The sequence below is a fragment of the Mycobacterium sp. UM_Kg27 genome (assembly GCF_000972905.1).
Classification (GTDB): domain Bacteria; phylum Actinomycetota; class Actinomycetes; order Mycobacteriales; family Mycobacteriaceae; genus Mycobacterium.
This window is the reverse complement of sequence record NZ_JRMM01000006.1, coordinates 40721-66713: the sequence shown is the minus strand read 5'-3', so window position 1 is coordinate 66713 and position 25993 is coordinate 40721. Positions and strand designations below refer to the sequence as shown.

At 67.4% G+C, this 25993-nt stretch carries 16 protein-coding genes and 1 pseudogene; 11 read left to right on the top strand and 6 right to left on the bottom strand.

Translation table 11 applies throughout. The features are described from left to right. From LI94_RS02120 to LI94_RS02105, 4 genes are all read left to right on the top strand, one after another. A partial coding sequence (locus tag LI94_RS02120) for a beta-ketoacyl reductase (RefSeq protein WP_046300139.1) occupies positions 1-1304 on the top strand: 1304 nt, incomplete at its 5' end. Further along, positions 1304-6730, top strand: a complete 5427-nt coding sequence (locus tag LI94_RS02115; protein ID WP_152664729.1) for a type I polyketide synthase — start codon at positions 1304-1306, stop codon at positions 6728-6730. The genes LI94_RS02120 and LI94_RS02115, both read left to right, overlap by 1 nt. Continuing rightward, positions 6727-11130, top strand: a complete 4404-nt coding sequence (locus LI94_RS02110; protein WP_255351874.1) for a type I polyketide synthase — start codon at positions 6727-6729, stop codon at positions 11128-11130. Before LI94_RS02115 ends, LI94_RS02110 begins: the two co-directional genes overlap by 4 nt. A 26-nt stretch (positions 11131-11156) precedes the next feature. Beyond that, positions 11157-12413 carry an acyltransferase gene (locus LI94_RS02105; RefSeq protein ID WP_024440374.1) on the top strand — a complete coding sequence of 419 codons (1257 nt, stop codon included), beginning with the start codon at positions 11157-11159 and terminating at the stop codon, positions 12411-12413. Here the strand turns inward: LI94_RS02105 and LI94_RS02100 are convergent. Beyond that, positions 12406-13236 carry a class I SAM-dependent methyltransferase gene (locus LI94_RS02100; protein ID WP_024440375.1) on the bottom strand — a complete coding sequence of 277 codons (831 nt, stop codon included), beginning with the start codon at positions 13234-13236 and terminating at the stop codon, positions 12406-12408. The two genes, LI94_RS02105 and LI94_RS02100, sit on opposite strands and share 8 nt — an antisense overlap. A gap of 121 nt (positions 13237-13357) precedes the next feature. Here LI94_RS02100 and LI94_RS02095 point away from each other — a divergent pair, with 121 nt between their 5' ends. The 5 genes from LI94_RS02095 to LI94_RS02075 all read left to right on the top strand — a co-directional run bounded on the left by LI94_RS02095 (position 13358) and on the right by LI94_RS02075 (position 18835). Beyond that, positions 13358-14038 (top strand): hypothetical protein, encoded by a 681-nt coding sequence (locus tag LI94_RS02095; RefSeq protein WP_036456985.1) that lies wholly within the window; start codon positions 13358-13360, stop codon positions 14036-14038. A 13-nt stretch (positions 14039-14051) separates the two neighbouring features. Then, positions 14052-14555, top strand: a complete 504-nt coding sequence (locus LI94_RS02090) for a DUF2505 domain-containing protein (protein ID WP_046300138.1) — start codon at positions 14052-14054, stop codon at positions 14553-14555. Continuing rightward, on the top strand, positions 14548-15267 hold the full coding sequence (locus LI94_RS02085; protein WP_024440378.1) for a nitroreductase family protein: 720 nt from the start codon (positions 14548-14550) through the stop codon (positions 15265-15267). Before LI94_RS02090 ends, LI94_RS02085 begins: the two co-directional genes overlap by 8 nt. Before the next feature lie 432 nt (positions 15268-15699). Then, a complete protein-coding gene (locus LI94_RS02080; protein ID WP_024440379.1) occupies positions 15700-17235 on the top strand; it encodes a hypothetical protein in 1536 nt (511 codons plus the stop codon). Between the two features lie 241 nt (positions 17236-17476). Further along, entirely contained in the window at positions 17477-18835 is a 1359-nt protein-coding gene (locus tag LI94_RS02075; RefSeq protein WP_046300137.1) for a hypothetical protein, read from the top strand. 122 nt (positions 18836-18957) lie between these two features. On the opposite strand, the gene LI94_RS02070 is transcribed toward LI94_RS02075, so the two are convergent. Then, positions 18958-20040 carry a PE-PPE domain-containing protein gene (locus tag LI94_RS02070; RefSeq protein ID WP_239651131.1) on the bottom strand — a complete coding sequence of 361 codons (1083 nt, stop codon included), beginning with the start codon at positions 20038-20040 and terminating at the stop codon, positions 18958-18960. 142 nt (positions 20041-20182) lie between these two features. On the opposite strand from LI94_RS02070, the pseudogene LI94_RS02065 reads away from it, so the two are divergent. Both LI94_RS02065 and LI94_RS02060 read left to right on the top strand, forming a co-directional pair. Next, positions 20183-20917, top strand: a pseudogene (locus tag LI94_RS02065) (SDR family NAD(P)-dependent oxidoreductase); the annotation flags it as partial. A 153-nt stretch (positions 20918-21070) separates the two neighbouring features. Further along, on the top strand, positions 21071-21856 hold the full coding sequence (locus LI94_RS02060) for an alpha/beta hydrolase (protein ID WP_024440390.1): 786 nt from the start codon (positions 21071-21073) through the stop codon (positions 21854-21856). Positions 21857-21893: 37 nt separating this feature from the next. Here the strand turns inward: LI94_RS02060 and LI94_RS02055 are convergent, their stop codons facing one another. The 4 genes from LI94_RS02055 to LI94_RS02040 all read right to left on the bottom strand — a co-directional run bounded on the left by LI94_RS02055 (position 21894) and on the right by LI94_RS02040 (position 25909). Continuing rightward, positions 21894-22715, bottom strand: a complete 822-nt coding sequence (locus tag LI94_RS02055; protein ID WP_231383956.1) for a phthiotriol/phenolphthiotriol dimycocerosates methyltransferase — start codon at positions 22713-22715, stop codon at positions 21894-21896. 62 nt (positions 22716-22777) lie between these two features. Then, positions 22778-23602: an SDR family NAD(P)-dependent oxidoreductase gene (locus LI94_RS02050; RefSeq protein ID WP_046300135.1), complete on the bottom strand. Its 825-nt coding sequence runs from the start codon at positions 23600-23602 to the stop codon at positions 22778-22780. Continuing rightward, complete coding sequence (locus tag LI94_RS02045) at positions 23599-24957, bottom strand: cytochrome P450 (protein WP_046300134.1); 1359 nt, start codon at positions 24955-24957, stop codon at positions 23599-23601. The genes LI94_RS02050 and LI94_RS02045 overlap by 4 nt, the downstream gene beginning before the upstream one ends. Positions 24958-25141: 184 nt before the next feature. Next, positions 25142-25909 (bottom strand): phthiotriol/phenolphthiotriol dimycocerosates methyltransferase, encoded by a 768-nt coding sequence (locus LI94_RS02040; RefSeq protein ID WP_046300145.1) that lies wholly within the window; start codon positions 25907-25909, stop codon positions 25142-25144. Between the last annotated feature and the right edge of the window lie 84 nt (positions 25910-25993).

Here is a 25993-nt window from a genome sequence, read left to right as displayed (position 1 = left end):
GGCGCTACACCGAACGCCTCACCCGGGCCACCCTCGACGGTGCCGCTGACGCAGCCCAGGCTCCCCGGGCCGAGGTCCGCGCCGACGGCTCCTATCTGCTCACCGGAGGTCTGGGCGGCTTGGGCATCGTGGTGGCCCGCTGGCTGGTGGCCCGCGGCGCGGGGCGAATCGTGCTCAACGGCCGCAGCGAGCCCGCCGAACAGCAGCGCGCCGTCCTCGACGAGCTGGCCGCCGGCACCGAAGTGGTCTTTGTCGCCGGCGACATCAGCTCGCCGGGGGTCGCCGACCGTCTGGTGGCTGCCGCCCAGGAGACCGGCAAGCCGCTGCGCGGCGTGGTGCACGCCGCCGGTGTGCTGGGCGACGGCCTGGTGACGGCGGTGACGCGGGAGAGCCTGGAGGGCGTCTGGTCGGCCAAGGCCCTCGGCGCCGCCCGGCTGCATGCGGCCACCGCAGCCTCCCAGCTCGACTGGTGGGTGGGCTTCTCCTCGATGGCCGCACTGCTGGGCCTGCCCGGCCAGCTCGGATACGCCACCTCCAACGCCTGGCTGGACGCACTGATGGCGTGGCGGCACGCTTCGGGCCTGCCCGCGACCGCCATCAACTGGGGTCAGTGGTCTGACGTGGGTCTGGGCCGGTCGATGACGCTGAGTGTTCTCGACCCGATCAGCCCCGACGAAGGCGTCGAGGCGCTGGACGCCGTGCTTGGTGCGGACTCCGGGCTGATCGGCGCTCGGATCGGGGTGGGACGACTGCGCATCGACCGTGCGGTCGCCACCTCGCCGGAGTTCCGGGATCTGACCTTCTTCGAAGACCTCGTCGGTGAGGCCTCTGAAGCCGGAGCGACGCTCGGGGCCGCTGGCACTGGTGAGCAGGCAAGCACCGGCGCGTCGGCGGCAGGCGCGCCGGACTGGGCGACCATCCCCGCCGATCAGCGGCGCGAGGAGCTGGTGGTCCGGCTGCAAGCTATCCTGGCCCGCGAGCTTCGGACATCTGCGTCAGCGGTCGATGTGGATCAGCCCTTCCCGGAGATGGGGCTCGATTCCATGATCGCGATGACGGTTCTGAAAGAGACACAACAGTTGGTGGGGGTGGATTTGTCGGCGTCAATGCTGTGGAATCACCCCAGCATCTCAGCGTTGACGACGCACCTGGTGGGACTGCTGGCGTCGCGTTATGCCGAGCCGGACAGCACCGCGGGGCAAGACGACGATGATTTGGAGTTCGGCTCATCCGGCGGCGTGCTGGATGAGTTGTTCGATCAGGTCGAGTCGGCTTCGACCGGTAGCGAGAGCGGTATTTATTGATGACGGGAATCTCGACGACGTCGATCTTCAACAGGATGTCGGCGATGGGTGCCGACAAACGGGGGGCGCTGACCGAGCAGTTCGACAAGGCGTCGCGGATCGCCGCCGCCGAACCGATCGCGGTCGTCGGGATCGGCTGCCGCTTCCCGGGTGGCGCTTCGGGCCCGGACGCCTACTGGGAGCTGTTGGAGACAGGCCGCGACGCCATCACCGAGATCCCCTCGGATCGCTGGGACGCCGACGAGTACTACGACCCGGACCCGCTGGCCCCGGGCCGGATGTCGTCGAAGTGGGGCGGGTTCATCTCCGACGTCGCCGGATTCGACGCCGACTTCTTCGGGATCTCGCCGCGCGAAGCCGAGGCCATGGACCCGCAGCAGCGGCTGATGCTCGAGGTCGCCTGGGAGGCCCTCGAACACGCCGGACTGTCGCCGGAAACCCTGACGGGCATCCGCTCCGCGGTGATGATGGGTGTGTATTACACCGAATACCAAGGGATTTCGGCGGCCAACCCGGACGCTATCGACGGCTACTCGGCCACCGGCAACGCTCATGCCGTCGCCGTCGGCCGGATCGCCTATCTGCTGGGTCTGCGCGGTCCCGCGGTCGCGATGGACTCGGCCTGCTCGTCGTCGCTGGTCACCATCCACATGGCCTGCCAGAGCCTGCGCATGCGCGAAAGCGACCTGGCCCTGGCCGGCGGCGTCAGCCTCATCCTGCGGCCGGAAACCCAGATCGCCATGGCCAAGTGGGGCATGCTGTCTCCGCGCGGCCGCTGCCACACCTTCGACGCCGGAGCGGACGGATTCGTGCGCGGCGAGGGCGCCGGGATCGTCGTGCTCAAGCGCCTCACCGACGCCATCCGCGACGGCGACCGGGTGCTGGCGGTGGTGCGCGGTTCGGCGATCAATTCCGACGGCAAGTCCAACGGGCTCACCGCCCCGAACACCATTGCCCAGATCGACGCGATCAGCCGGGCGCTGCGCAGCGCCGACGTCGCCGCGAATTCGGTGAACCTGATCGAAACTCACGGCACCGGAACAGCTTTGGGTGACCCGATCGAATTCGAGGCGCTCGCCGACGTCTACGGGCGCGGCGCTGACAAGTGTGCGCTGGGCGCGGTCAAGACCAGTATCGGCCACCTTGAGGCGGCAGCCGGGATCGCCGGCTTCATCAAGGCCGCGTTGTCTGTGCAACGCGGAAAGATCCCGCCGAATCTGCACTTCTCCAAGTGGAACCCGGCGATCGACCCGTCCCCGACGCGGCTGTTCGTCCCCACCGAGGTGACGCCGTGGCCGGCGGCCGAGGGACCGCGGCGTGCCGCGGTGTCGTCGTTCGGGCTGGGCGGAACCAACGCGCACGTGGTGCTCGAACAGGGTCCTGACCCGGTTCCCGCGCCGGCGTCGGCCGAGCCGGTCGCCACCCTGGTGATCTCGGGCAAAACCGAGCAGCGAGTGGCGGATTGGGCTGCCACCCTGGCCGACTGGATCGCCGGGCCGGGCGCCGCTGTGCCGCTGACCGACATCGCGCACACCCTCAACCACCACCGCAGCCGCTACGCCAAGTTCGCCACCGTCTGCGCACGCGACACCGAGCAGGCGTTGACCGGGCTGCGGGCGGTCGCCGGCGGTTACCCGGCCCCCGGCGTGGTCGGCACACGCGCCGCGTTGCGTGGCAAAGGAACCGTCTTCCTGTACTCGGGCCAGGGCTCCCAGTGGGCCGGCATGGGCCGCCAACTGCTGGTCGATGAGCCGGCGTTCGCCGCCGCCGTCGACGAACTGGAGCCCGATTTCGTTGCGCAGGTCGGGTTCTCGCTGCGTCAGGTCCTCGAATCCGGCGAGCCGGTGGTCGGCATCGACCGCATCCAGCCGGTGCTGGTGGGCATGCAGCTGGCATTGACCGCGCTGTGGCGATCCCACGGCGTCGAGCCGGACGCAGTGATCGGGCACTCGATGGGGGAGGTGGCCGCGGCCGTGGTCGCCGGCGCGCTGAGCCCCGCGGACGGCCTGAAGGTGATCGCCACCCGGTCCAAGCTGATGGCCCGACTGAGCGGCCAAGGCGCGATGGCACTGCTGGAACTGGATGCCGACGCCGCCGAGAAGCTGGTCGCCGAGCACCCCGACATCACCGTGGCGGTGTACGCGGCACCGCAGCAGACCGTGATCGCGGGCCCGCCCGACCAGGTCGATGCCGTGGTCGCGATCGTCGACGCCCAGGGCAAGCTGGCCCGCCGCGTCGAGGTGGACGTGGCCTCGCATCACCCGACCGTCGACCCGATCCTGGGCGAACTGCGGACCGCGCTCGCCGGGCTGCAGCCGTCGGCGCCGAAGATCCCGCTGATCAGCACTGTCGGCCAGACACCGTCGGCATTCGACGCGGACTACTGGGTACACAACCTGCGCAACCCGGTGCGGTTCGCCCAAGCCGTGACCGCGGCCGCCGCCGGGCACGCGACCTTCATCGAGGTCAGCCCGCATCCGCTGCTCAGTCACGCCATCAACGGCAACCTGGAAACCGCGCGGCCCGCCGGTGACAGCGTGGTGACCGGCACCCTGCTGCGCGACCAGGCCGAAGCGCTGAGCTTCCACACCAATCTGGCTACCGTGGCGCCGCCGTCGGCGGAGGCGCCGCAACCCGACGGTGGGATCGGCCGCGCCGACCTGCCGCCACGGCCGTGGCAGCACGTCCGGTACTGGGCTGCCCCGGTCGCCGCGAACCGCCACAGCGCCGACGCGCATCCGCTGCTGGGTATCCACGTCGAGCTGCCGTCGGGTCACGGCCACGTCTGGCAGGCCGACGTGGGCACCGACCTCGTCGCGTGGATGGCCCACCACAAGGTGCACGGCCAGGTCGTGATGCCCGCCACCGGCTTCGCCGAGATGGCGTTGGCCGCGGCCGGCGAGGCGTTGGGGCTGCCGCCCTCGGCTGTTGCTGTGGACCGGGTCGAGGTCGAGCAGATGCTGCGCGTCGACGAACGCACCGAGGTCACCACCCGGCTGCTGCACGACGCGGACGGATCCGATGAACTGCGCATCGAGATCCATTCCCGCCCGGCCGGCGGCAATTGGTCCCGGCATGCGGTGGCCCGTGCGGCCGCGGCACAGCCCGCTGCCGCGGCGCAACGCCCGGCCCCCACAGGCGGCGGAACCGCGCTGTCACCGGCGGACCTGTACACCGCATTGCGCCGCACCGGTCTGCAGCACGGGCCGGCGTTCGCCGCTCTGACCCGTATCGTCCGCAAGCCCGGCGGCGCCTCGGAGGCCGAGATCGTGCTGCCCGACGAGGCGACCGCGCACCGCGGCTACCGCATCCACCCGGTGATGCTCGACGCCGCCCTGCAGTGCCTGGCCGCGGCGCTGCCCGACGAGTCGTTGATGGGCTCGGCCGGGATGGAAGAGGCAACCTATCTGCCGGTCGCGGTCGAGAACATCCGGATCTTCGGCGACGTCGGCCGCCGGGCCCGCGGGCACGCCGAACTGGTCAGCCACGACGACGGCGGAATCCTGGGCCGGGTCACCCTGACCGACGACGCCGGCACGGTCACCGCCGAACTGTCCGGGATCTATCTGCAGCGGGTGCAGCGCCGTACCGTGCCGCTGCCGTTGACGCAGAAGATCTTCGACACCGAGTGGGTCGACGCTGCCGCTCCCGCGCAGCCTCCGGCGGCCGCCGACGGCAGCTGGCTGGTGCTGACCGAGCCTGGCGAAACCGAGTCGCTGGCAGCCGATTTCGCCGCCCGCTTCGGCTCGGACAACCGCCGGGTGATCACCGCGGACCTGACCAGCGAACCCGCGGTGCGGGAGGCGTTCGCGCAGACCGCCGACGACCCGGACCGGCCCCCGGTCGGGGTGATCGTGTTGGCCGCCCGCAGTGCCTTCGACGGGACCGAGACCGGTGACGCGCCGGCCCGCGGTCGCGACCTGGCCTGGTCGGTGGCCTCCACGGTGCGCACCATCGTCGGCGGCTGGCACGGCACCGCGCCGCGGCTGTGGCTGGTGGGCCGCAACGGCCTGACGGTGGGGGACGAAGCGGGCGACCCGTCGATCAGCGCCCTCAAGGGGCTGGTGCGGGTGCTGGCCTACGAGCACCCGGACCTGCGCACCGGCGTGGTCGACCTGGACGCTTCGGCAGACCCGGCGGCGGCCTTGATCGCCGAGTTGGGGCTGGCGAGCACCGACGACGTCGTCGCCTGGCGCGGGGAGAACCGCTACGCAGAACGGCTCAAGCGCGCGACCCTGACCCCCACCGGCGCCCCGGCCGTGCGATCCGACGGCGCCTATGTGCTGACCGGCGGCCTGGGCGGTATCGGGCTGGTCGTCGCCCGGTGGCTGATCGAGCACGGTGCCGCGCGGATCGTGCTCAACAGCCGGTCACAGCCGTCGCAGGAGCAGCGCGCTGTGCTGGCCGAGCTCGAGGCTCGAGCCCAGATCGCGGTCGTCTCGGGTGATCTCGCTACACCCGGTGTGGCCGAAAGCCTGGTGGCCGCCGCGGAACAGACCGGCTTGACGCTGCGCGGTGTCATCCACGGCGCCGCGGTCATCGATGACCAGATCGTGGTCGGCATCGACAAAGAGACCCTGGGCCGGGTGTGGGCGCCCAAGGCGGCGGCGGCGCTGCGACTGCACGTCGCAACCGTCGGCAAAGAGCTGGACTGGTGGGTCGGCTTCTCTTCGACCTCGTCGCTGCTGGGGGCACCCGGTCAGGCGTCCTACGCCGCGGCCAGTGCCTGGCTGGACGGCCTGGTCGCGTGGCGGCGGGCGGCCGGACTGCCGGCCATCACCATCAACTGGGGCCAATGGTCGGGTGTCGGTGTCGCCCAGGAGCTCAAGTTCAGTGCGCTGGACCCGATCAACCCCGATGAAGGCATGGAGGCGCTGGAGGCCATCCTCAGCGGTGACCTTTCCCGGGTCGGCGTCGCGCGACTGCGCCTGGACCGGGTGGCCGCGGCCTTCCCCGAACTGCAGCAGCTGGGGTACTTCGCGACGCTGGCCGAAGAGCTCGACCTCGACGACGAGGACGACGACTGGCCCGGTCCAGAAGGACTGAAGCAGCTCAGCGCCGCCGAAGCCACCAAAGCCGTTGTCGCACGGTTGGGTTCGCGGATCATGGCCATCATGGGCTACCCCAAGGGCAGCGTCATCGACCCGGCTCGGCCGTTGACCGAGCTGGGTATGGACTCACTGATGGCGGTGCGCATCCGCAACACCGTTCGGGGCGACTTCGGCGCGGAGCCCCCGGTGGCACTGCTGCTGCAGGGTGCCTCACTGACCGACCTGGCCGCCGACCTGGCCCGCCAACTCGGCCTCGCCGGACTGGAGGGGGCGGACGGCGCGGGCGACGTCGGCGGTGTTCGGAGCCGAGCCCAGCAGCGTGCCGCGGCACGTCAGCGGGCCGCGGCACGGCGAAAAGTAGGAGATCGTTCGTGACCAACAATGAAGTGCCGCCTAACGCGATCGCGGTCGTCGGCATGGCGGGGCGCTTTCCGGGCGCCCGCACGCTTACCGGATTCTGGAACAACCTGCGCAACGGCGTCGAATCCATCGTCACGCTGTCCGAAGACGAGCTGCGTGCCAGTGGTGTGAGCGACCAGGCGCTGGCGAACCACAACTATGTGCGGCGCGCTGCATTGCTGGAGGGCATCGACGAGTTCGATGCAAGCTTCTTCGGCTTCACCCCGCTGGCTGCTCGGACCATGGACCCGCAGCACCGGCTGTTCCTGCAGACCGCCTGGCACGCGTTGGAGGACGCCGGATACCGGCCCGGCGAGATCGAGGGATCGGTCGGCGTCTACGGCACCAGCACCACCAGTGGCTACCTGCTGCACAACCTGATGTCGCACTACGACCCGAACCTGATCATCGGGCAGGGCGTCAGCTTCGAGATGGTCAACCTGTCGTTGCAGAACGACAAGGACTATCTGGCCACCCGGGTGGCCCACCAGCTCGACCTGCACGGCCCGGCGCTGTCGGTGCAGACGGCCTGCTCGTCGGCGTTGGTCGCACTGCACCTGGCCTGCCAGAGCATCCTCAACGGGGAATGCGACATGGCGCTGGCCGGTGGGGCGTCCCTGCGGGTACCGCATCACGTCGGATACTGGCACGAGCCCGGCTCGATGGTCTCGGCGAGCGGGCACTGCCGGCCCTTCGACGTGCGCGCCGACGGCACCATCTTCTCCAGCGGTGTCGGTGTCGTGGTGCTCAAGTCGCTGGAGGCGGCCGTCGATGACGGTGACCAGATCCATGCGGTGATCCGGGGTTCGGCGCTGAACAACGACGGCGGCACCAAGATGACCTACGCCGCGCCCACCGCTGCCGGCCAGGCCGACGTGATCGCCGAGGCCCACGCGGTCGCCGAGGTCGATGCGTCCACCATCAGCTACATCGAGTCGCACGGCACCGCCACCCCGCTGGGTGACCCCATCGAGATCGAAGGCCTGCGACAGGCTTTCGCCGTCTCCGACGAACAGCGTTCCGGCCCCTGCTATGTGGGCTCGGTCAAGTCCAACATCGGGCACCTGGAGTCGGCGGCCGGTATTGCCAGCCTGATCAAGACCATCCTGTGCCTCAAGCACCGGGCGATTCCCGGCACGCTGCACTACACCAGCCCGAACCCCGAGTTGCACCTCGAGGACGGGCCGTTCCGCATCCGCGGCGAGTACGGGCCGTGGGAAGCCGACGGCATCCGCCGCGCCGGGGTCAGCTCGTTCGGCGTCGGCGGCACCAACGCCCACGTCATCGTCGAGGAATGGCCCGAGGAAGACGCTGTGGCGGCGACGCCCAAACCCGGCCCCGAGGTGCTGCTGCTGTCGGCACGCACGGCCGAGGCGCTGGCGCAGGGCCGCCTCGATCTGGCTGCTGAGCTCGCCGGCGGAGGCGACGCCGAGGCGCCCAGCCTCCCCGACGTCGCCTACACACTGGCCAACCGGCACCCGCACAACCTGCGGCTGGCCGCGGTCGTCGCCGATCGCGCGGACGCAGCGGCAGTGTTGGGCGCCGAGGAGAGCGAGAACGTCTTCATCGGCGAGGGCATCGACCTGAATGACGTGGGCGAGGACGCCGCCGACCGGGTGGTGTTCCTGTTCCCGGGCCAGGGCGCTCAGCACATCGGGATGGCCCGCGGGCTCTATGACAGCGAGCCGGTGTTCGCCGAGTACTTCGACCGCTGCGTCGCCGGTTTCGAGGCGGAGTTGGGCTACGACCTGCGCGCGATGATCTTCGAGGGCACCTCGCGTGACCTCGAGCGCACAGACCGCACCCAGCCGGCCCTGTTCACCGTGGAATACGCACTGGCGAAGCTGGTCGAGAGCTACGGCGTGCGTCCGGCGGCGCTGGTCGGTCACAGCATCGGCGAATACGCCGCGGCCACCGTCGCCGGCGTCTTCGACCTCGACACCGCGATCACGGTGGTGGCGATGCGCGCCCGGCTGATGCATGCCGCGCCACGCGGCGTCATGGTGGCCGTCCCGATCAGTGCCGACGCGGTCGCTGCTTACCTGACCGGTGATGTGGACCTGGCCGCGGTCAACGACCCGGACGGCTGCGTGGTCGCCGGGACCGAAGCCGACATCCGCGAGTTCTCCGATGCGCTCAAGCAGGCCGGCATCAACGCGCGCCGGGTGCGGACCTCGCATGCGTTCCACTCCCGCCTGATGGACTCGATGATCTCGGAGTTCACCGCATTTTTGTCTCGGCAGACGCTCAACGAACCGCAGATCCCACTGCTGTCGAATCTGACCGGCACCTGGCTGGCGCCCAGCGAGGCGACCAACCCGGCGACGTGGGCGCGCAGTGTGCGGGCCACTGTACGTTTCGCCGACGAGATCGACACCGTGCTGGCCGACCCGCACCGGGTCCTGGTCGAGGTCGGGCCGGGCGCCACGCTGACCGCGTCGGCGGCCCGCAACCCCAAGTTCGCCAGTGGACATCGGGCCGTCCGACTGATGCGCCACCACGCCCAGAACCGCGACGACCGCGACACCTTCCTGCTGGCGCTCGGCCAACTGTGGGCGGCCGGCGTCGAAGTGGACTGGTCTGCGCTCCGCGGCGACTACCAGCCCAAGCGCGTCACTGTCCCCGGCTACCCCTTTGAACGCCAACGGCATTGGCTTGAGCACAATGCCGGTGCTACCTGGGTGTCCGGCTCGGGCACCGGTGGCGGCGGTGCAGCGGACGGGCAGCGCAACGGACAGGCGGCCGGCGGCGGCGAGTCCATGGAAGCGACGCTGCAACGGATCTGGGCGGTCTGCCTGGGGGTCGGCTCGGTGGACCGCACCGCCAACTTCTTCGACGTCGGCGGCGACTCACTGGTGGCGATCAGCGTCGCCATGGCCGCCTCGCACGAGGGCCTGGACCTCACTCCGCAGGACCTCTACGACAACCCGACCGTCGCGGCCCTGGCCAAGGCGCTGACCGCCCGCTACGCCGCCGGCGGGCTGGGCCGCCAGTCGCTCGGTGAGGTCGAGCACCCGCCGATTCCGCCGAACATCACCTACTTCCTGGAGAACGGCGTCCGCGAACACGGTCGCTGGCGCATCCCGTTGATCCTGCGGCTGCGGCCCGACGTCTCGGTCGACGACGTCGCCGCCGTGCTGACCGCGGTGGTCAATCACCACGAAGCGCTGCGGGTGCGCATCACCGAGCGGGCCGGTACCTGGGAGCAGCGGATCGCCGAACCCGGCGAGTTCGGGGAGATCAGCACCCACTCGCTGCCCGAGGGGCTGACCGCCGAACATGACGCGGTGCGCACGTTGCTGACCGAGCACATCCGTGACCAGGATCTGTCCAGCCCACCGCTGACGGCGCTCTACATCCGCGGCGCGGCGGGGGACCTGTGCTACCTGGCGCTGAGTCTGCATGCAGGGGTCGGCGACGAGGCCTCCCGCGACATCCTGGTCACCGACATCTTCACCGCGTTCGGCCAGCAGCTGGGCGGCAACGACATCGAGCTGCAGCCGGTCGGGGCCGGATGGACCGAGTGGTCGCAGCGTTGCGCCGGGCTTGCGACCCACCCGGCGGTGCTGGAAAGCCGCGAATACTGGCTGAAGACAACGAAATCGGCGACGCTGCGGCTGGCCGCAGATGCCGCCGAGCCTCCTGCTGCGGCCGATCTGTCCAAGCTCACCACGACGTTGCCCGCCGCCGACACCAGCGAGATCGACGATGCCCGTCGGCGGCTGCGGCTGCCGATCAACGAGATCCTGCTGGCCGGGCTGAGCCGGGCGGTGGCATCGGTGGTCGGCGAGGGCACTCTGGCCGTCGAGATGGGGGGAGCGGGCCGTTCGGTGCTCAAGCCGGAGGTCGACCTGCGCCGTACCGTGGGCTGGTTCACCACGCTCTACCCGGTCGCGCTGGGCTGCTCCGCCGACGGCCAGCAAAGCGCCCGGCAGCTGTTGGACTCGATCCACGAAACATTGGACGGCGTGCCGCATTACGGGATCGGCTACGGCCTGCTGCGTTACCTGTACGCACCGACCGCGCGCCTGTTCGGCGCGGTCGCTCCCGCTGATGTGCACTTCTCCTACGTCGGGGCGATTCCCGAGCCGCCGGCGCTCGGCGATTCTCCGGTGCAGTTCGACCCCGATACCGCGATGCCGGTGCGCGAGGCGATCCCGGGGCTGGGGCATGCACTGGAGCTGCGGGTCTACCGCACCGGCGGTGTGCTGTACCTGGATTGGTGGCATGACAGCCGCCGGATCGAGGAGTCTGTGGTGCGCGCGATAGCCGACGGGTTCTCCGCGGCGGTGATGGATCTGGTCCGCGCGGCCCTCGCCGAAGAGGACATGGCCTCGCAGGGCGAGGACGAAATGACCTTGGTCGAGCTGTCGTAGTCCGTTGATTTAGGAGAGAGCCGAAAGTGTTTGCCACGTCGGTCATTCGGAAGCTGGCGATCAGTGAGGAGATGCTGGCCGAGACCCACAATTTCGTGGGTTTGGCCGCGCACGTCACCGGTCCGGTCGACATCGACCTGCTCTCGGAGGCCTACGAGGCGCTGCTGGAGGCGCATCCGATCCTCACCGGCCGGCTGGAGCGACTGCCCGACGGGCGGCATCAGTTCGTCACCGACGATCTGATGCCCGACGGCATCGAGGTGATCGAACTCGACGGGCCCGACGCGCAGCCGCCTGCTCCGCGCTTCGACCAGGCGGAGTCGTTGGTGGCGATGCGGGTGATCATCCGCGACGGGCAGGCTCAGCCGACCCTGTATGTGCACCATGCCGTGGCCGACGGTCACCACATGTATGCGCTGATCGAGGAGATGCTGTCCTTCTACACCGACCTGGTCACCACCGGCCGGATCGGTGCGATCAACGTTGAGCCCGCTCCGCTGTCCATTGAGGCGGTGCTGGCCGATCGGGGGATCGAGAAGCAGCAGCGCTCCGGGATCGAGCGGTTCATGCCGGCGCTGTTCGCCTACGACCTGCCGCCGACCCGGCGGGCCGTCGGGCAGGAGACGCCGGAATCGCCGATGCTGGTGCCGATGGCGTCGACCCGGTTGACCGAAAGCCAGACCGACAACGTGGTCGCGTTCGGCCGGGCCCACGACCTGAGCCTGCACGCGGTGCTCTCGGCAGCGGTGCTGATGGCCGAATGGCAGCTGCGCGGCAAGCTGAGTATCCCGGTGCCCTACGTCTACACCGTCGACTTGAGATACTTTCTGTCACCGCCCGTTTCGGCCACCGGATGCACCAACCCGATCGGGCTGGCCACCTACCTGGCCGAGGTTGATGCCAAGACCGACCTGGTCGAGATCGCTCGGGACATCGCCGCGAACTTCCAGAAGGACCTCGACGAAGGTGTCATCCAGCAGTCCCGGTTGCACTTCAGCCCGCAATACGTCGGAAACCCGCCAGGACTGCCCGACGTCGTGGTGCTGAGCAACAACGGTCTGGTTCCGCCGGTGCGGACGCCGCCGGGTGTCGAGGTGACCACAACACATGGCGAGCTGTACTTCGCCGTGAGCGCGGGCATCGACATCTACTTCACCCAGATCTTCTCCGGGCAGCTCAACATCGAGTACCACTCCCACGGACCGGCGCCGGAGCGCTCGGTGGAGACGATTCGCGCGCTGCTGTGCGATATCGCCGATCGGCACGCCGCCGGCGTCAGCTGACCGGGCCGAAGGCGTAGCGGTGGTACTGCAGCATTTCGCGCAGCGGCCGCACCGCCCGGGCCAGCCGACTGGATCGCCGGAACCCGGCCGGGACCCGACTGAAGGTCTCGGCGTCGAAGAGATTGGCGGCCGCCAGCAACCGAATGCCGGTGACCTTCTCCAGAATGTCGGAGGGATCGTTGACCGCCCAATGCAGCGTTGCGCCGGACTGACGCTGCAACCGGTGGGTCTTCTGGGTCTTGATGCCGAACCAGTTGTAGAAGTCGATCTGCAGTTCGCCCGCCGGGAACTTCTCGACGATGCTCTGCAGCAATGCCACACCATCGTCTTCGGACAGGTACATGCTGATGCCCTCGGCCAACAGCAGGACCGGGCGGTCGGTGGGAATCTCGTCCAGCCACGACGGGTCGGTCGCCAACGTCGCCACCAGGTGGTAACCCGGGCGGTCGGGGTACACCTGCTTGCGCAGCGCGATCACCGGCGGCTGATCCACGTCGTACCAGGCGACTTCGGGGCCGGGATCGATCCGGAAGACGCGGGCGTCCAATCCGCAGCCGAGGTGAATGACGGTCGCGTTCGGGTGGGCGGCCAAGAACTGACGCGCCCAGATGTCGTACTGGGCGGTGCGTACCGTCACCAAGGGCGCCCAGCGGCCGGGAGCCTTGAGTGCGTCCCAGTCGAAGTCGATACGGTCGACCGCCTCTCTGGCGTACCGATCGCCCAGCACCGGCTGGTCGAAATCGGCGTCAAGTGCCTTGAGGTAGAGCGTCGTCAGCATGGTTGCCGCGGCGCCGTGCAGGTCGACGGGGATCTTGTCTGCCACGTCGGCGAGCCTAATACGCTGAACGGGCAGTCGATGCACCGCACGGTCGGACCCGGCGGTTCAGCGAGGCTCGACGTAGGAGAGCCGAAGCTGGGACCGCCGCATGAAACAGGAGGAACAGATGGCGATTGAGGCCAGCGATCGCAACGGACGAGCGCCGCGGATCCTGTTGTTGTACTACAGCTTCTCCGGGCAGTCGCTGAAGGTGCTCGAGGCCGCCGGGGAGGTGTTCGCGCAGCGTGGCTGCGAGGTAGTCAAGGCCGGTATCGAGTTCACCGACCCGCGCTACTCGCAGCGTTTCGCGCAGTTCCCGCTGCGGCGGGTCTGGCCGGACATGCTCAGCGTGCTCAAGGCGCAGCAGCGGGGCGAGACGGGGGAGATCCGCACGCCCGACGCGGTGCGCGATGGTGAGTACGACTTGATCTGCATCGGCTCGCCGACCTGGTGGAAGGCGCCCGCCATGCCGATCAGGTCGTTTCTCCAGACCGATGAGGCCCGAAAGCTTCTGGACGGCAAGCCGTTTGTGGTGTTCACCGTGTGCCGCGAGTTCTGGCAGGAGAACTACGCTGAGGTCTGTCGGCTCGCCGAGGGGTGCGGTGGTCGCTACCAGGACGAGATTCACCTCAGCTACCCCGGCGACCCGCTGCGCTCGATGCTTGCGCTGACCAGTTACCTGGGCAGCGGCCGCTACCGGGAGCGCTACCTGGGCCTGCGCCTGCCACCCACCAACGTTCAGCCCGAGCAGCTCGACCGGGTCCGCAAGTTCGCCGCGGGCCTGGTGAGCCGGTTGTTCGGCAAGTGAGAGGTCAGCGGTAATGCCTCGTTCCTTTGAGGTGACATTCTCCTCACCTGCCTCGGTCGAAGAGGTCCACCGTGCCTTCGGTGACCGGTCCTACTGGCAGGCCCGGCTGGAGGCCTTCGGCGGAAGCAAGACCCTCGACTCCCTGGATGTCGATGCCGATGGCCGCATTCGGGTCGCTGTGACCGAGGACCTGCGCCACGGCGCATTGCCCGGCATGTTGGCCAAGGTGTACCGCGGCGACCTCAACATCGTCACCACCGAGGTGTGGACGCCGGCCGGCGACGGACGGGTCAACGGTGAGATCGCGGTCGCGGTGACCGGTGCCCCGGGGTCGGGGAGCGGCATCGCGGTGCTCGAACGTGACGGCGCCGGATCGAAGCTGGCGCTCAATGGCACGATCCGGTTCAAGGTGCCATTGGTGGGTGGCCCGATCGAGAGCTTCCTTGCCCGGGAATTCTCGCAAGGAATTCCGGAAATTCAATGGTTCACCACGACCTGGCTGGGAAAGAATGCCTGAATCCGAGTTCACTTACAGTCACGTGCCGACCACGGCCGAGGCGTTGTCCCGGTTGGAGATGCCGCTGGCCGAGGCCATGATGACCCAGCGCGCGATCCGGCGGGTGTACTCCGACCCGGTCGACGACACGGTGGTGCTCAAGTGCATCGAGTTGGCGCTGCGTGCGCCGACTGGTAATGACGGGCAGAACTGGGAATTCATCGTTGTGAAGGATCGCCGCGTCAAAGAAGAATTGGCCAAACGTTATCGGCAGGCTTGGAAAATTCAGCGCGGCGTGGTGTTGCGGAGAAAAATCAAGACCGACGAAGCTATCGCCGGTATCGCGCGGGCGATGGAGTGGCAGATCGACCATTTCGCCGAACTTCCGGTGCTCGTGGTGGCCTGCCTGCGCCTGGGTGCGCGGGAGGGCCGGTTGCCGGTGGTGCGCATGCCGCATATCGCCGAATCCGCCTACTGGGGGTCCATCTATCCCAGCGTTCAGAACCTGCTGCTGGCTGCCCGCGCCATGGGCTTGGGCGCATCGCTGATCACGCTTCCGCTGTGGAATCAGCGCGCCGTGCGGCGCGTCCTGCGCCTGCCGCACGAGGTCACGCCGTGTTGCATCGTGCCGCTCGGTTGGCCCCGGGGGCGCTACGGTCCCACCACCCGCAAGCCGGTCGGAGAGGTGGCTCATCTCGATGCCTATGGCGATCTCGCGTGGCTGGATAACTGAATGGCACCCTGGGATCCAGCTTTGCCGAAGTTTACGTGGAACTTAGCGGAAAACATTCCTCCAGTGATGTAAGTTAATCACCACTCGCTTAGACACTCGGCTGTAACACCTATATGCTGTCACGGTTCGTGGGGGACACAAGGGGGATTTGTGATTGGTGGGGGGGCGCGTCAGCGTCGGTATACAACTGGGGGAGCGCATCGAGCGGTTCCGGGGCGTCGGTTTGCCATTGCTGGGGGGCCGGTAGCCGTCCCGCAGGGCCGGTCTGCGACTTCCGGTGCACACCGTGCAGCGCCACAGCGTCGCGCTGCGAACGCTGGTACGCGCCTTACGGCGTCGCAGCGGCGGTACACCACAGCCAGCGCCGCCGTCGCCGCCGCCGCCGCGACAGCCGTCGCGGCCGTCAGCCCGGTCTCTCCGGTCGCCCCGTGGGTGCCGGAGCTGACCGCTGCCGAGCGCGCGGTACAGCTGGCGGCCGAGGCGTCATTCCTCAACATCCCGTTCAACCTGTTCCAGGACTTCGTCAACATCCCGTTCAACGAGGTGTCGGCCACCAATGTCCTGGCCAACTCGTTCTTCTTCACCGGCAACTGGTTCACCCCGAGTGCCACCAATATCTGGGGTGAGGACCCGGGCGACCCGGGCCACTTCATGGCCGTGATGGATTACATGCTGCCGTTCGCCCCGCAGCTCTCCGGCCTGTACGACCCCACGATCGACCCGGATGCGTTGGCCAACGGCACGGCGGGCTGGGGTCAGCAGTTCGCGATGTTCGCCGCGGCCCTGTTGCCGATCAGCGCGTCGTGTGACTCGATCCAGTGCTATCCGATGTCTCCGGTCGAGCCGATCACCGGGATCACCGGCTTGGACGCGACGCTGAACTTCTTCATGAAATTCAGCAACTTTCCGAACGACGACAATCAGCTGGACCTGTTCAAGTACTGGCTCAAGGTGCCGATCCAGGACATGTTGGACGGTTACAAGTTCCCGGACAGCCCGTGGAGTGATCCCGACAACCCGACCTCCGGCGGCATCGCCAACCCGGACGCCGGCGTCGGCCCGGGTGGGGCGGTGCCGGGCGGACCCATGTACGGCGGGCAGCCATGGTCCGGTGAAGCTCAGCCCGGGTTCGGCTACCCGGGCACCCACCCGCTCCTCAATCCCGACGGCAGCATCTACCTCGACGAGTACGGCAATCAAGTCAACCTGATGCCGTGGGCGGGACTGACCTTCAAGCTGGACCCGTTCGGCCCCATGCAGCGATGGTTCGACAGCCTGATGCAGCCGGTCGACTGGAGCGTCAACGGCGACGACCCGCTCACCGGCTTCCACTTCGCCGGCCCGGAGGAGGTCTTCCAGGCCATGAAGGCCCTGATCGCCGGGATGGTCGTCGACTTCAACCCGTACGTCGCCGGCAGCCCGATGTGCCCGGGGCTGTGCAACATGCCGCCGGTCTCCCCGCCGTGGGGCGTGACCAGCCTGGACCTGGTCAAGTCGATCCAGGGCATCGGCGCCCCGAACCCACTGATCCAGCAGTGGATCGACCTGACCGAGCAGGAAGGCGAGAATGCCGTGGGCAACGCCAACGGCGGGACCGACGAGCAGCTCCTCGCCGGTATCTCTGCTCTGCAGACCGGGATGTTCACCTTCGACGCGGACACCCACAACCAGATCATCGACATGCTCGCCGATATCAACCCCTACCTGCCCGCCCTGGCCGTCAACGGCGGGATCTTGACCGACCCGGGCCTGCTGGGGCCGTGGCCGATCAACCCCGAGACCGGCTACTACATGCCGCCGTCCTGGAACCCCGACCTGCCACTGGACGAGCAGGAGATCGGCGACTTCGGCGGCAAGAACTCGCTGCTGCTCTGGGACGATTTCCTGCGGTTCCTCGACCCGAGCGGCGGACTCGTCACCGATCTCGACGCGTGGTGGACCGACATCGCGGGCTGGTTCACCTTCTAGATCCAGTTCGCGCCCAAGCGACGTCGCGGCAGCCCGGCCATTCCTACGGTCGGGCTGCCGTGTGTTTCGGGGGGCAGGCGCCAATGTCGCGGCGTCTTGATCTCATACCAAATCCAGCGTCTACATCGGTTGTCAACATGTGACTCTCGATTTGCGCTCAGGTAACACTTTGGTAGATTGCATGAACCGGACGCGGTGGCGCCTCGTTCTCACTCACTTTAGCTTGTTGGAGGTAATCGGGATGGTTGCAGCCTTGCGTTCGTACTTTTCCGCGGGGCTGGCCGTCACCACCGCCGGACTCATCGCCGTCGTTCCGCCGACGCCCGCGATGCCCGCGATGCCCGAACTGGCCACGGTTCAGCTGGACTCGCAGCTCACCGCCGGCGAGTCATGGCTCAACGTTCCGCTGAACCTGTTCCAGGCATTGGTGAACATTCCGGCGAACGAGATCCACGGGCTGGACACCCTGGCGAAGTCGCTGTTCTACAGCGGCCCCTGGATGGCCGGAAGTCCGACGAACGCCTGGGGTGAGGACCCCGGCGACATGGGGCACTTCGAGGGCATCCTTCAGATGATGTTCCCGTTCCCCTTGATCTCCGGCGCCGGTCATGAGGGGGACCGAGACTTCCCCGGCCTCGGACAGCAGCTGTCCATGCTGGCCAATGTTCAGATTCCGATCGACCTGAGCTGTGCGGGCCTGGACTGCCTGCCGGTCATGCCGACCAGCCCGATCACCGGTTTCACCTGGATCGACCAGTCCATCTGGAGCGTGCTGATCGCTCTGGGCCTGCAGTATTTCCCGCTGATCCAGAACTGGTTCCAGGTCCCGTTCTCGGACATGATGGACGGCAACCAGTTCTACTTCGACCCGAACGGACCAGGCATGGTCAACATCGGGTACGCCAACGACATGTACTACTGGGAGGGCACTCGCACCCTCGCGGAATTGGGGCTGAACCCCGAGGACTACCCCAACATCGACCCGGACGCCCCATTGCAGCCATGGGCGGGCAGCTACTACGCGATGGACTTCACCACGCCGTTCACCAACTTCTTCGACAGCCTGATGCAGCCGTTCGACGTCAACAAGTTCGAACTGCCGGACCTGCTCGAATTCGCCCGCGCAGTGCAGTCGTTCATCGCCTCATCCCTGCTGGCCTTCAACCCGTTCATTCCGGGCAGCCCGCTGTGCCCCGGCCCGTGCCTGCTTCCCGGGCCCGGCGGCGACATCTTCAACCCTGACGACTGGAACACGCCCAGCTACTACTGGCTGGTGAAGATGATGGACGACCTGTGGCCGGGCAACCCCGTCATCGGTGAGTGGATGGACGCTTACGACGCGGGCACCGCGAATGTCTCCAACCCGGAGATGATCGAGACCCAAGCGTGGTTGTGGCGCCTGGGCACCGTGCTGCTCGACATCAAGAACCCGCTACCGCCGGACCCGTACATCGACACCACCGGCTTCCTGCCCACTCCTGAGCAGCTGCAGGCATTCTTCGGTGACTACTGGTACAACATCTTCGACAACTCCGGGATCATCGGGCCGTTCGACGTTCAGGGCCTGTGGGACGCGATCTTCAACATCACGCCGGAGTAGCGGCTCGCCGCGCCCGCGTGCCGGTCACCTCCGGCGTGCGGGACGGCGGCACATCAGCGGATCGTCGAACACCGTTGGGCGGCTCAGCATTGCGCCGCCCGACGTTAAGGGCTGTGGGGCTGCTACGCGCCGATCAGGCCCGACAGGTCGGGCAGGTAGGGGTAGAGGTCCGGCAGCGCGGACTGCGGCAGTAATCCCAGATCGACCTGGGCGGCCGTCCAGCCCTGCTCGACACCGAGTTGGATATTCTGCGACACCAGATCCCAGTCGATACCCGGCATGCCCCACGACACCGGGGTGGCGATGTCGGCGGGATCAGAACGGTCGTAGCCCAGATCGATCAACACCCGCAACGCGGGCTGGATGAAGTCAGCCATCGCCGGCCCGAACAGCGGAAACATCCGCAGCGATTCGAGCAGCGGCAGATTCATAGTGGGGATCAAGTAGATGGAGGTGTCGCCGTCGTACCCCTCTGACATGGGCAGCTTCACCGCGTCCGCCATCGCACTCGGGTCCCAAGAACTGGGATAGCCGGTAATCAGGTACGGATGCAGATAGACGTAACCCGCCATCGAATTCGCCAGCGCCAGCAGGTTCAGCGGATATTTGGGGAAGTCGGTCGCGCCGCTGTACTCGAAGTTGTAGATGTCGGTGGTGTAGGGCGTATCGACGGGCGTGGGCGGAAGACTCCCGAAGTCCAGCGGAAAGCGCGTGAAGATACCGCCGTTGGGCGTGTTGAGATCCTCGACCAGCACGAAATGCAGATTCGCGGGGTCGGGCGCCGATGCACCGGCCAGGGCGAGGTCGATCATCGCCTGCGTGGCGATCGATGTGGTCGAGGAGACGCCGAACACCGTCACCGGTCCGTCTTCCAGATGCCGCGCGATGTCCTGGTTCAGGGTCTTGGCGGCGTCGAGAAGGCTCTGCTGGTAATCCGAGGGATTCAGCGGCTCAACGACCGGGGTGTAGCCCGAATAAATCGACTGGCCCGGAAAAGGATTGGCGGGGTTGATGAACAGATCCATCACCCGTTGTTGGTAGACCGCACCGGGATCTGGCGTCAGGACATACCCCATGATCAACGCCGTGCCGTTGCTCTCCCCGAAAGCGAACGATGCGTTGAACATCGAGGTCAGCCCCATCAGTCCGGCGCAGCCCCCCGCCAAGACACCGGCCGTCAACCATCGATAGCTGGAATGCGTCATCTGATCCCCCATTTATCTCAGACACATGCTCGCGTCAGCCTACACAGGCTTTGGACCCAGCGCGCGCCGAGGCGGCCAACACTGTCTCGGGCGGCGAAAGCGCGTCTGCTGTCGCGAATATCGCGGGAGATAAGGTGAGCGCGTGGTTCTACCAGGTCCGGGCGACGAAAGCGCAGCGATCGTCACCGGCGCGTCCTCCGGGATCGGTGCCGCGATGGCCCGCGAGCTCGCGCGGCGTGGCCACCAGCTGATCCTGGTCGCCCGCAGCGCCGATCGGTTGCACGCGCTGGCCGGCGAGTTGAGTGCGCTTCGACTGCGACCGGTGCACGTGCTGCCGACCGATCTGCGCAGTGCTGCCGAACGAGCCGCGCTGCCCGGCCGGATCGCTGAGCTGGGCGTGGTGCCGGATGTTCTGATCAACAACGCCGGGGTGGCGAGGGTGGGGCTGATCGCGCAATCCGGGCCGGAAGATCAGCTGGGACTGATCGAGGTGGACGTGGCCGCTGTCGTCGACCTGTGCACCCGGTTTCTGCCCGGCATGGTGGCGCGGGGGCGTGGCGCGGTGCTGAACGTGTCCTCGATCGCCGCGTTCGGCCCGCTGCCCGGCCAGGCCAGCTACGGCGCCGCCAAGGCGTTCGTCGCGTCATACACCGAAAGTTTGCGGAGTGAGCTGCGCGGGACCGGCGTCACGGCCACCGTGCTGTGCCCGGGGCCGGTCGACACCGGTCTGGATGTGGCTGCGGGATTCCGGAAGGGCGAGCGCCGGCGAGTGCTGCCGGGCGTGATGTGGAAGTCGGTGGACCACGTTGCTAGGGCAGCCGTCGACGGCGTGGCCGCGGGCAAGGGCAGGGTGACCCCGGGCTGGGCGAATCGCCTGATCGTGGGCATATGCCGTGCTGTTCCCCATGGCCCACTGCTACCGTTGCTGGCACGGCGCACGCCACTGTCGACGCGCAACGCCGGGACGGGAAAGGTCGGGCCATCGTCGAAGTCAATCAGGGGCAGGTCGCTGGACAGGGGGAGCAGTGTCGTGCTTGAGGTGATCGATAAGGGCTGCGTCAGTGAGGCACATCCGGCGCCTTTGCTGTTCGTGCACGGAGCATGGCACGCCGCGTGGTGCTGGGACGAGAATTTCCTCGGCTACTTCGCCGATCTGGGTTACCGTGCGCTGGCTGTCAGTTTCCGTGGCCACGGCAGCAGCTCCAACGACAAGCCGCTGCGACACTGCAGCGTCGAGGACTACGTCCAAGACGTCCGCTCGGTCGCCGATGAGCTGCCGGTCTCGCCGGTGGTGATCGGCCACTCGATGGGCGGGCTGATCGTGCAGAAGTACCTCGAGAGCCGGCCGGCGCCTGCCGGAGTACTGATGGCCTCGATTCCCCCGCAGGGCAACTACGGATCGAGTCTGCGCTGGCTACGCCATCGGCCGTGGCAGGCCATCAAGATGGCGGTGACCGGAAAGTCGCTGCCCTATATCAACACACCGGAGCTGGCCCGCGAGAAGTTCTTCTCGCCGGCGACCCCGGAGCACACCGTGTTGGAATGCGCGGCGCGGCTGCAGGAGGACAGCGCGCGGGTCAGTGTCGACTGCTTGATGCTTAAACTGCCGCATCCGAAGCGGGTAACCACACCACTGCTGGTGCTGGGTGCCGAGCAGGACGGCGCGCACACCTGCAAAGAGGTGCGGGCCACCGCGCGTGCCTACGGCACCGAAGCCGAATTCTTTCCGCGTATGGGCCACAACATGATGCTTGAACCGGGCTGGGAGGCCGTGGCCGAGCGCATTCACACCTGGCTCGGTTCCCGCGGCCTGTAAACGCCCCAGCTGTTCGGGCCAGATTCGGCCCGCCCTCTCAGTCCTTGGTGAAGTGGTACAGGCGGTAGACGAACTCGCCGTTCTTCAGGGCGCCGTTGAAGGTCCAGTCGGTTGCGGCGCTGGCGAAGCGGGCCAGACCACCGTGGTGGGCGATCATGTCCTGCTTGCGGGCCAGATTCTTCTCGTTTCCGCGCAGCACGTCCATGCTGATGTCCTCCTGCGACACCAGCCGCAGACCGGTGTCGGCCAGCTCGGCATCCCAGCGGGCCAGCTCGCTGCGCCGACGGAAATCGGTGTAGAGGAAGTGACCGCCCGGGGCCAGCACCCGTGCCGCGCCGTTGAAGAACTTGGCCGGGTGCGGATACAGGTGCGATGCCTCCACTTGGAACACCACGTCGAACGAGCCGTCTTCGAAGGGCAGGTTCTCCGCGTCACCCTGCACGAAGTCCATCCCGGGCAGCTGGTGGCGTTCCCGGCAGAACTCGATGGCGGTCTCGTTGAGGTCCAGGCCGGTGTAGGAGGCGGGCTTGAAAGTGCGGGCGACATACGACGCGCCGCCGCCGTGGCCACAGCTCACCTCGAGCACCTTCTTGCCGGCCAGATCAGTCAGGGCGGCGGTGCGGTGGTACTGCTGGATGAAGAACCGGTTGGGTTCGTCGGACGCCTCCAGGGGCACCGCCATCGGCGGGTCCTCTTCATAGCCGTAGTTGAGGAACAACCAGTCGTCGCCGCTGAGCATCTTGGTCTGGGTGGAGAACCGCTTGGTCACGAAAGACGTGAACAACAGGTGGTAGACGAACGGGTTCGTCATGACGCGGTGGGATACCGGATTGAAGATCAGGCGGTTCATCGTGACCATCGAAAAAGTATCTCACGATTCTGGAGGGCCCGCCGTGGCCGGGTCCCAGGACAGCGACATCCTCAGTCGCGTAGACCGCGCATCAGAATTCGTTCCCACATCCGATCGGTCAACATCGCTCGCGCCAGCACGGTCGCCTTGCCGGAGAGCCCGACCACATAGCGCGGCTTGGGATTCTTGGCCCGGACCACGCGTAACACGGCACGCGCGACCACGTCGGGTTCGATCATCACGCCGCTCTTATTGGAGAGTTCACGAGTGTTGTCCGCGTAGCGGATCTTGAAGCTGCCGTAGGGATCATCCTCGGCGTACGACGGTCGTGCCTCTTGTTGCGAGGTGACGAACGGAGTCCGCACCGCTGTCGGGTCCAGCAGCACCACTCGCACTCCGAACGGCGCGACTTCGGCGCGCAGCGAGAGCGACAGCGCCTCCATGCCGTACTTGACCACGTGGTAGCCGCCGGCCCCCGGACTGGCGAAACGTCCGCCGGTGCTGCCGATGTTGACGATCACGCCGGCCCCGCGCTGGCGCATTCTCGGCAGGACCGCTTGAGCTAAGTGAAGTGTCGCAACGACATTGGTTTCGAACAATCTGCGCAGGTCATCGAGAGCCACTTGTTCGAGCGGACACGTCAGGGGAAATCCGGCGCTGTTGACCAGAACATCGACCCCGCCGTGTTCGGTGGTGATCTCCGCGATGAGCTGGTCGACCGCAACCTCATCGGTGACGTCCAGGGCGCGGGCGATCAGCCCGCGTTGCGAAAGACGTTGCAGCGCTTCGGGGTTACGGCCCACCGCGAAAACGCGGTAGCCGGCGGACTGTAGCCGATCTGCGGTCGCCTCGCCGATCCCGCTCGTCGCCCCGGTGACCAGCGCTACCGGGGTCATCGGGTGCCGGTGTTCCCGGAGTGCACGGGCGCGGGGTCCGCGCCGGACTCGGCAGGCACCAACTCGACGGGCAGGTGCTCCAGACCGCGCATGGTCGCATTGACCAGGTAGCGATACTCCCCGGCCAGTCGGATGGCCTTGACGTGGGGGATCAGCTGCGTCAGCACCCGGCTGACTTCGATGCGGGTCAGGTGGGTGCCCAGGCAATAGTGCGCGCCGCCGCCGAACGCCAGGTGATCGGTCGGATTGCGGTCCAGGTCGAAGGTGTCAGGATCTGGGTAGTGCGCCGGGTCCCGATTGGCGGCCGCGTACAGGATCAGCACTCGCGCGCCGGCCGGAATGGTGTGGTCGCCGACCCGGTAGTCGCGGGTTGCGGTCCGGTAGAAACCCTGGACCGGGGAGACCAGTCGCAGTTGCTCTTCGATCGCGGCGGGGATCAGCTCAGGGTGTTCGCGTAGCCGGGTGTAGACGTCCGGACGCTGCGCCAGCGTCAGAAACAGACCCGAGATCAGGTTCGTCGTGGTCTCACTACCGGCGCCGACCAGCATGGACGCCGTCCAGAAGACCTCGTCGTCGGAGAGCGTGTCCGCACCGCTGGGCGCCGCCAGCATCGAGATCAGGTCGTCGCCGGATTCCGCGCGGCGCGCCTTGATCATCGGATCGAGGCTGCGGTGCATCGCGATGACCGCCTGGCTCGAGCGCATGTTCATCGCCATCCCACGCAGGTTCAGCGGTGCGAACGCGGCCTCATTGATGGTGTCCGCCCATTCCAGGAACTGGTGCCGGTCTTCCTGCGGTATTGCCAGCATCATGGTGATCAGCCGGTTGGGCAGCGGCTTGGCCAGATCGGCCACGATCTCGACGCGTCCGCGCTTGATCATCGCGGCGACGAGCTCGTCGGCGGCACGATTAATGTTGATCTCCCACGACTTCATCGCGCGGGGGGTGAAGGCACGAGACACCGACCGGCGCAGCCGGGTGTGCACCGGCGGGTCGGTGGCGTTCATGGTCTGCAGGCGGACCCGGAAGCGGGCCTGGCTCTCCGCCGACGACAGCGCCTCGTCGTCGCGCAACGCCTGGCGGACCTCGTCGTAGCCCGGGATGATCCAGATGCCGCGCTTGCGGCTGTACCAGACCTTCGGACCGGACAGCAGCGTGCGATATCCCGGGTAGGGATCGTGCATCGTCTCGGGGGCGAACGGGTCGAAGTCGGTCAGCGGCGCGGTTTCGCGTCGGGTCAGCGCATACCGGTAGGCGGTTGCCCGGTCGCGAGCCACCCCGATGAGCCCGTCGGTGCCGATCTTGAGCAGGCTGGCGCGAAAGCGAAGCCGACGCGTCAGTTCCTTCTGGTCCATCTGGCGAGCCCCTCCTCAGGATCGTCGGGTGTGGAGCGCGATTGGCCCGCGCCTGGCCCGCGGGTGGCTAGCCGCCACCCTAGCCCGGTGGCCGCTGTCGCCTGCAGGGACGTCGGTCACGAAAGAAGCGCCGGAGCGCGGGGACCTCAGTCCCGACTCGCTCCGGCGCTTCGACGCGGTGTCCTCAGTCTTTGACGAGGTCGAAAATGCGGTAGGTGATCTCGCCGCGGTCCAGATCGCGGTAGAACAGCGAACCCTCCACCACGGCGAACTCCCGGGCGAAGCGGCGCAGGAAGAACGGCATCCGCTCGTTGATCAGGTCGTTGGAGCGGGGCGAGTTGGCCGCCAGGCCGCGAACGACCTCGCGGCTGATGTCGCGCTCGTTGACCAACCGCAGCGGCGGGGTGGCCAGGGTCTGCTGCCAGGACTCGATGTCTTCCTTGGCGCGGAAGTCGGTGTGCAGGAAGTGCCCACCGGGACGCAGCACCCGTCCCACTTCGCGGACGAACTGGGCGAAGTCGGGGTAGATGTGCGACGCCTCGACGTTGACCACCGCGTCGAACGAGTTGTCCGGGAACGGCAGGTTAAGTGCGTCACCCTGCACGAAGTCCAGCCCCGGCACCTGGTGGCGCTGCTGACAGAAGGCGACACCGTCCGGGTTGAAGTCCAGGCCGGTGTAAGAGGCGGGCTTGAGGGTGCGGGCTAGAAAGGAGGCGCCGCCGCCGTGGCCGGAGCTGACTTCGAGCACGTTCTTGCCGGCCAGGTCGATCTGGGTGGCGGTCTGGTGGTAGAGCTGGATTGAGTACCGGTTCTCTTCGTCGGCCTCGTCGAGCTTCAGGCCCAGCGGCGGGTCCTGCTCATAGCCCCAGTTGAGGAAGACGACGTCGTCGTGTCCCATACGCTTGGTCATGAACGGGTACCAGTACTTGAAGGCCTTCTTGTACAGCGGCATCGCCGAGATGCGGTACACCAGATCGGCGCCGACTTTTTCCAAGGTCTCAGATGGGGAACGCACCATACCGAAAGTATGGCACAG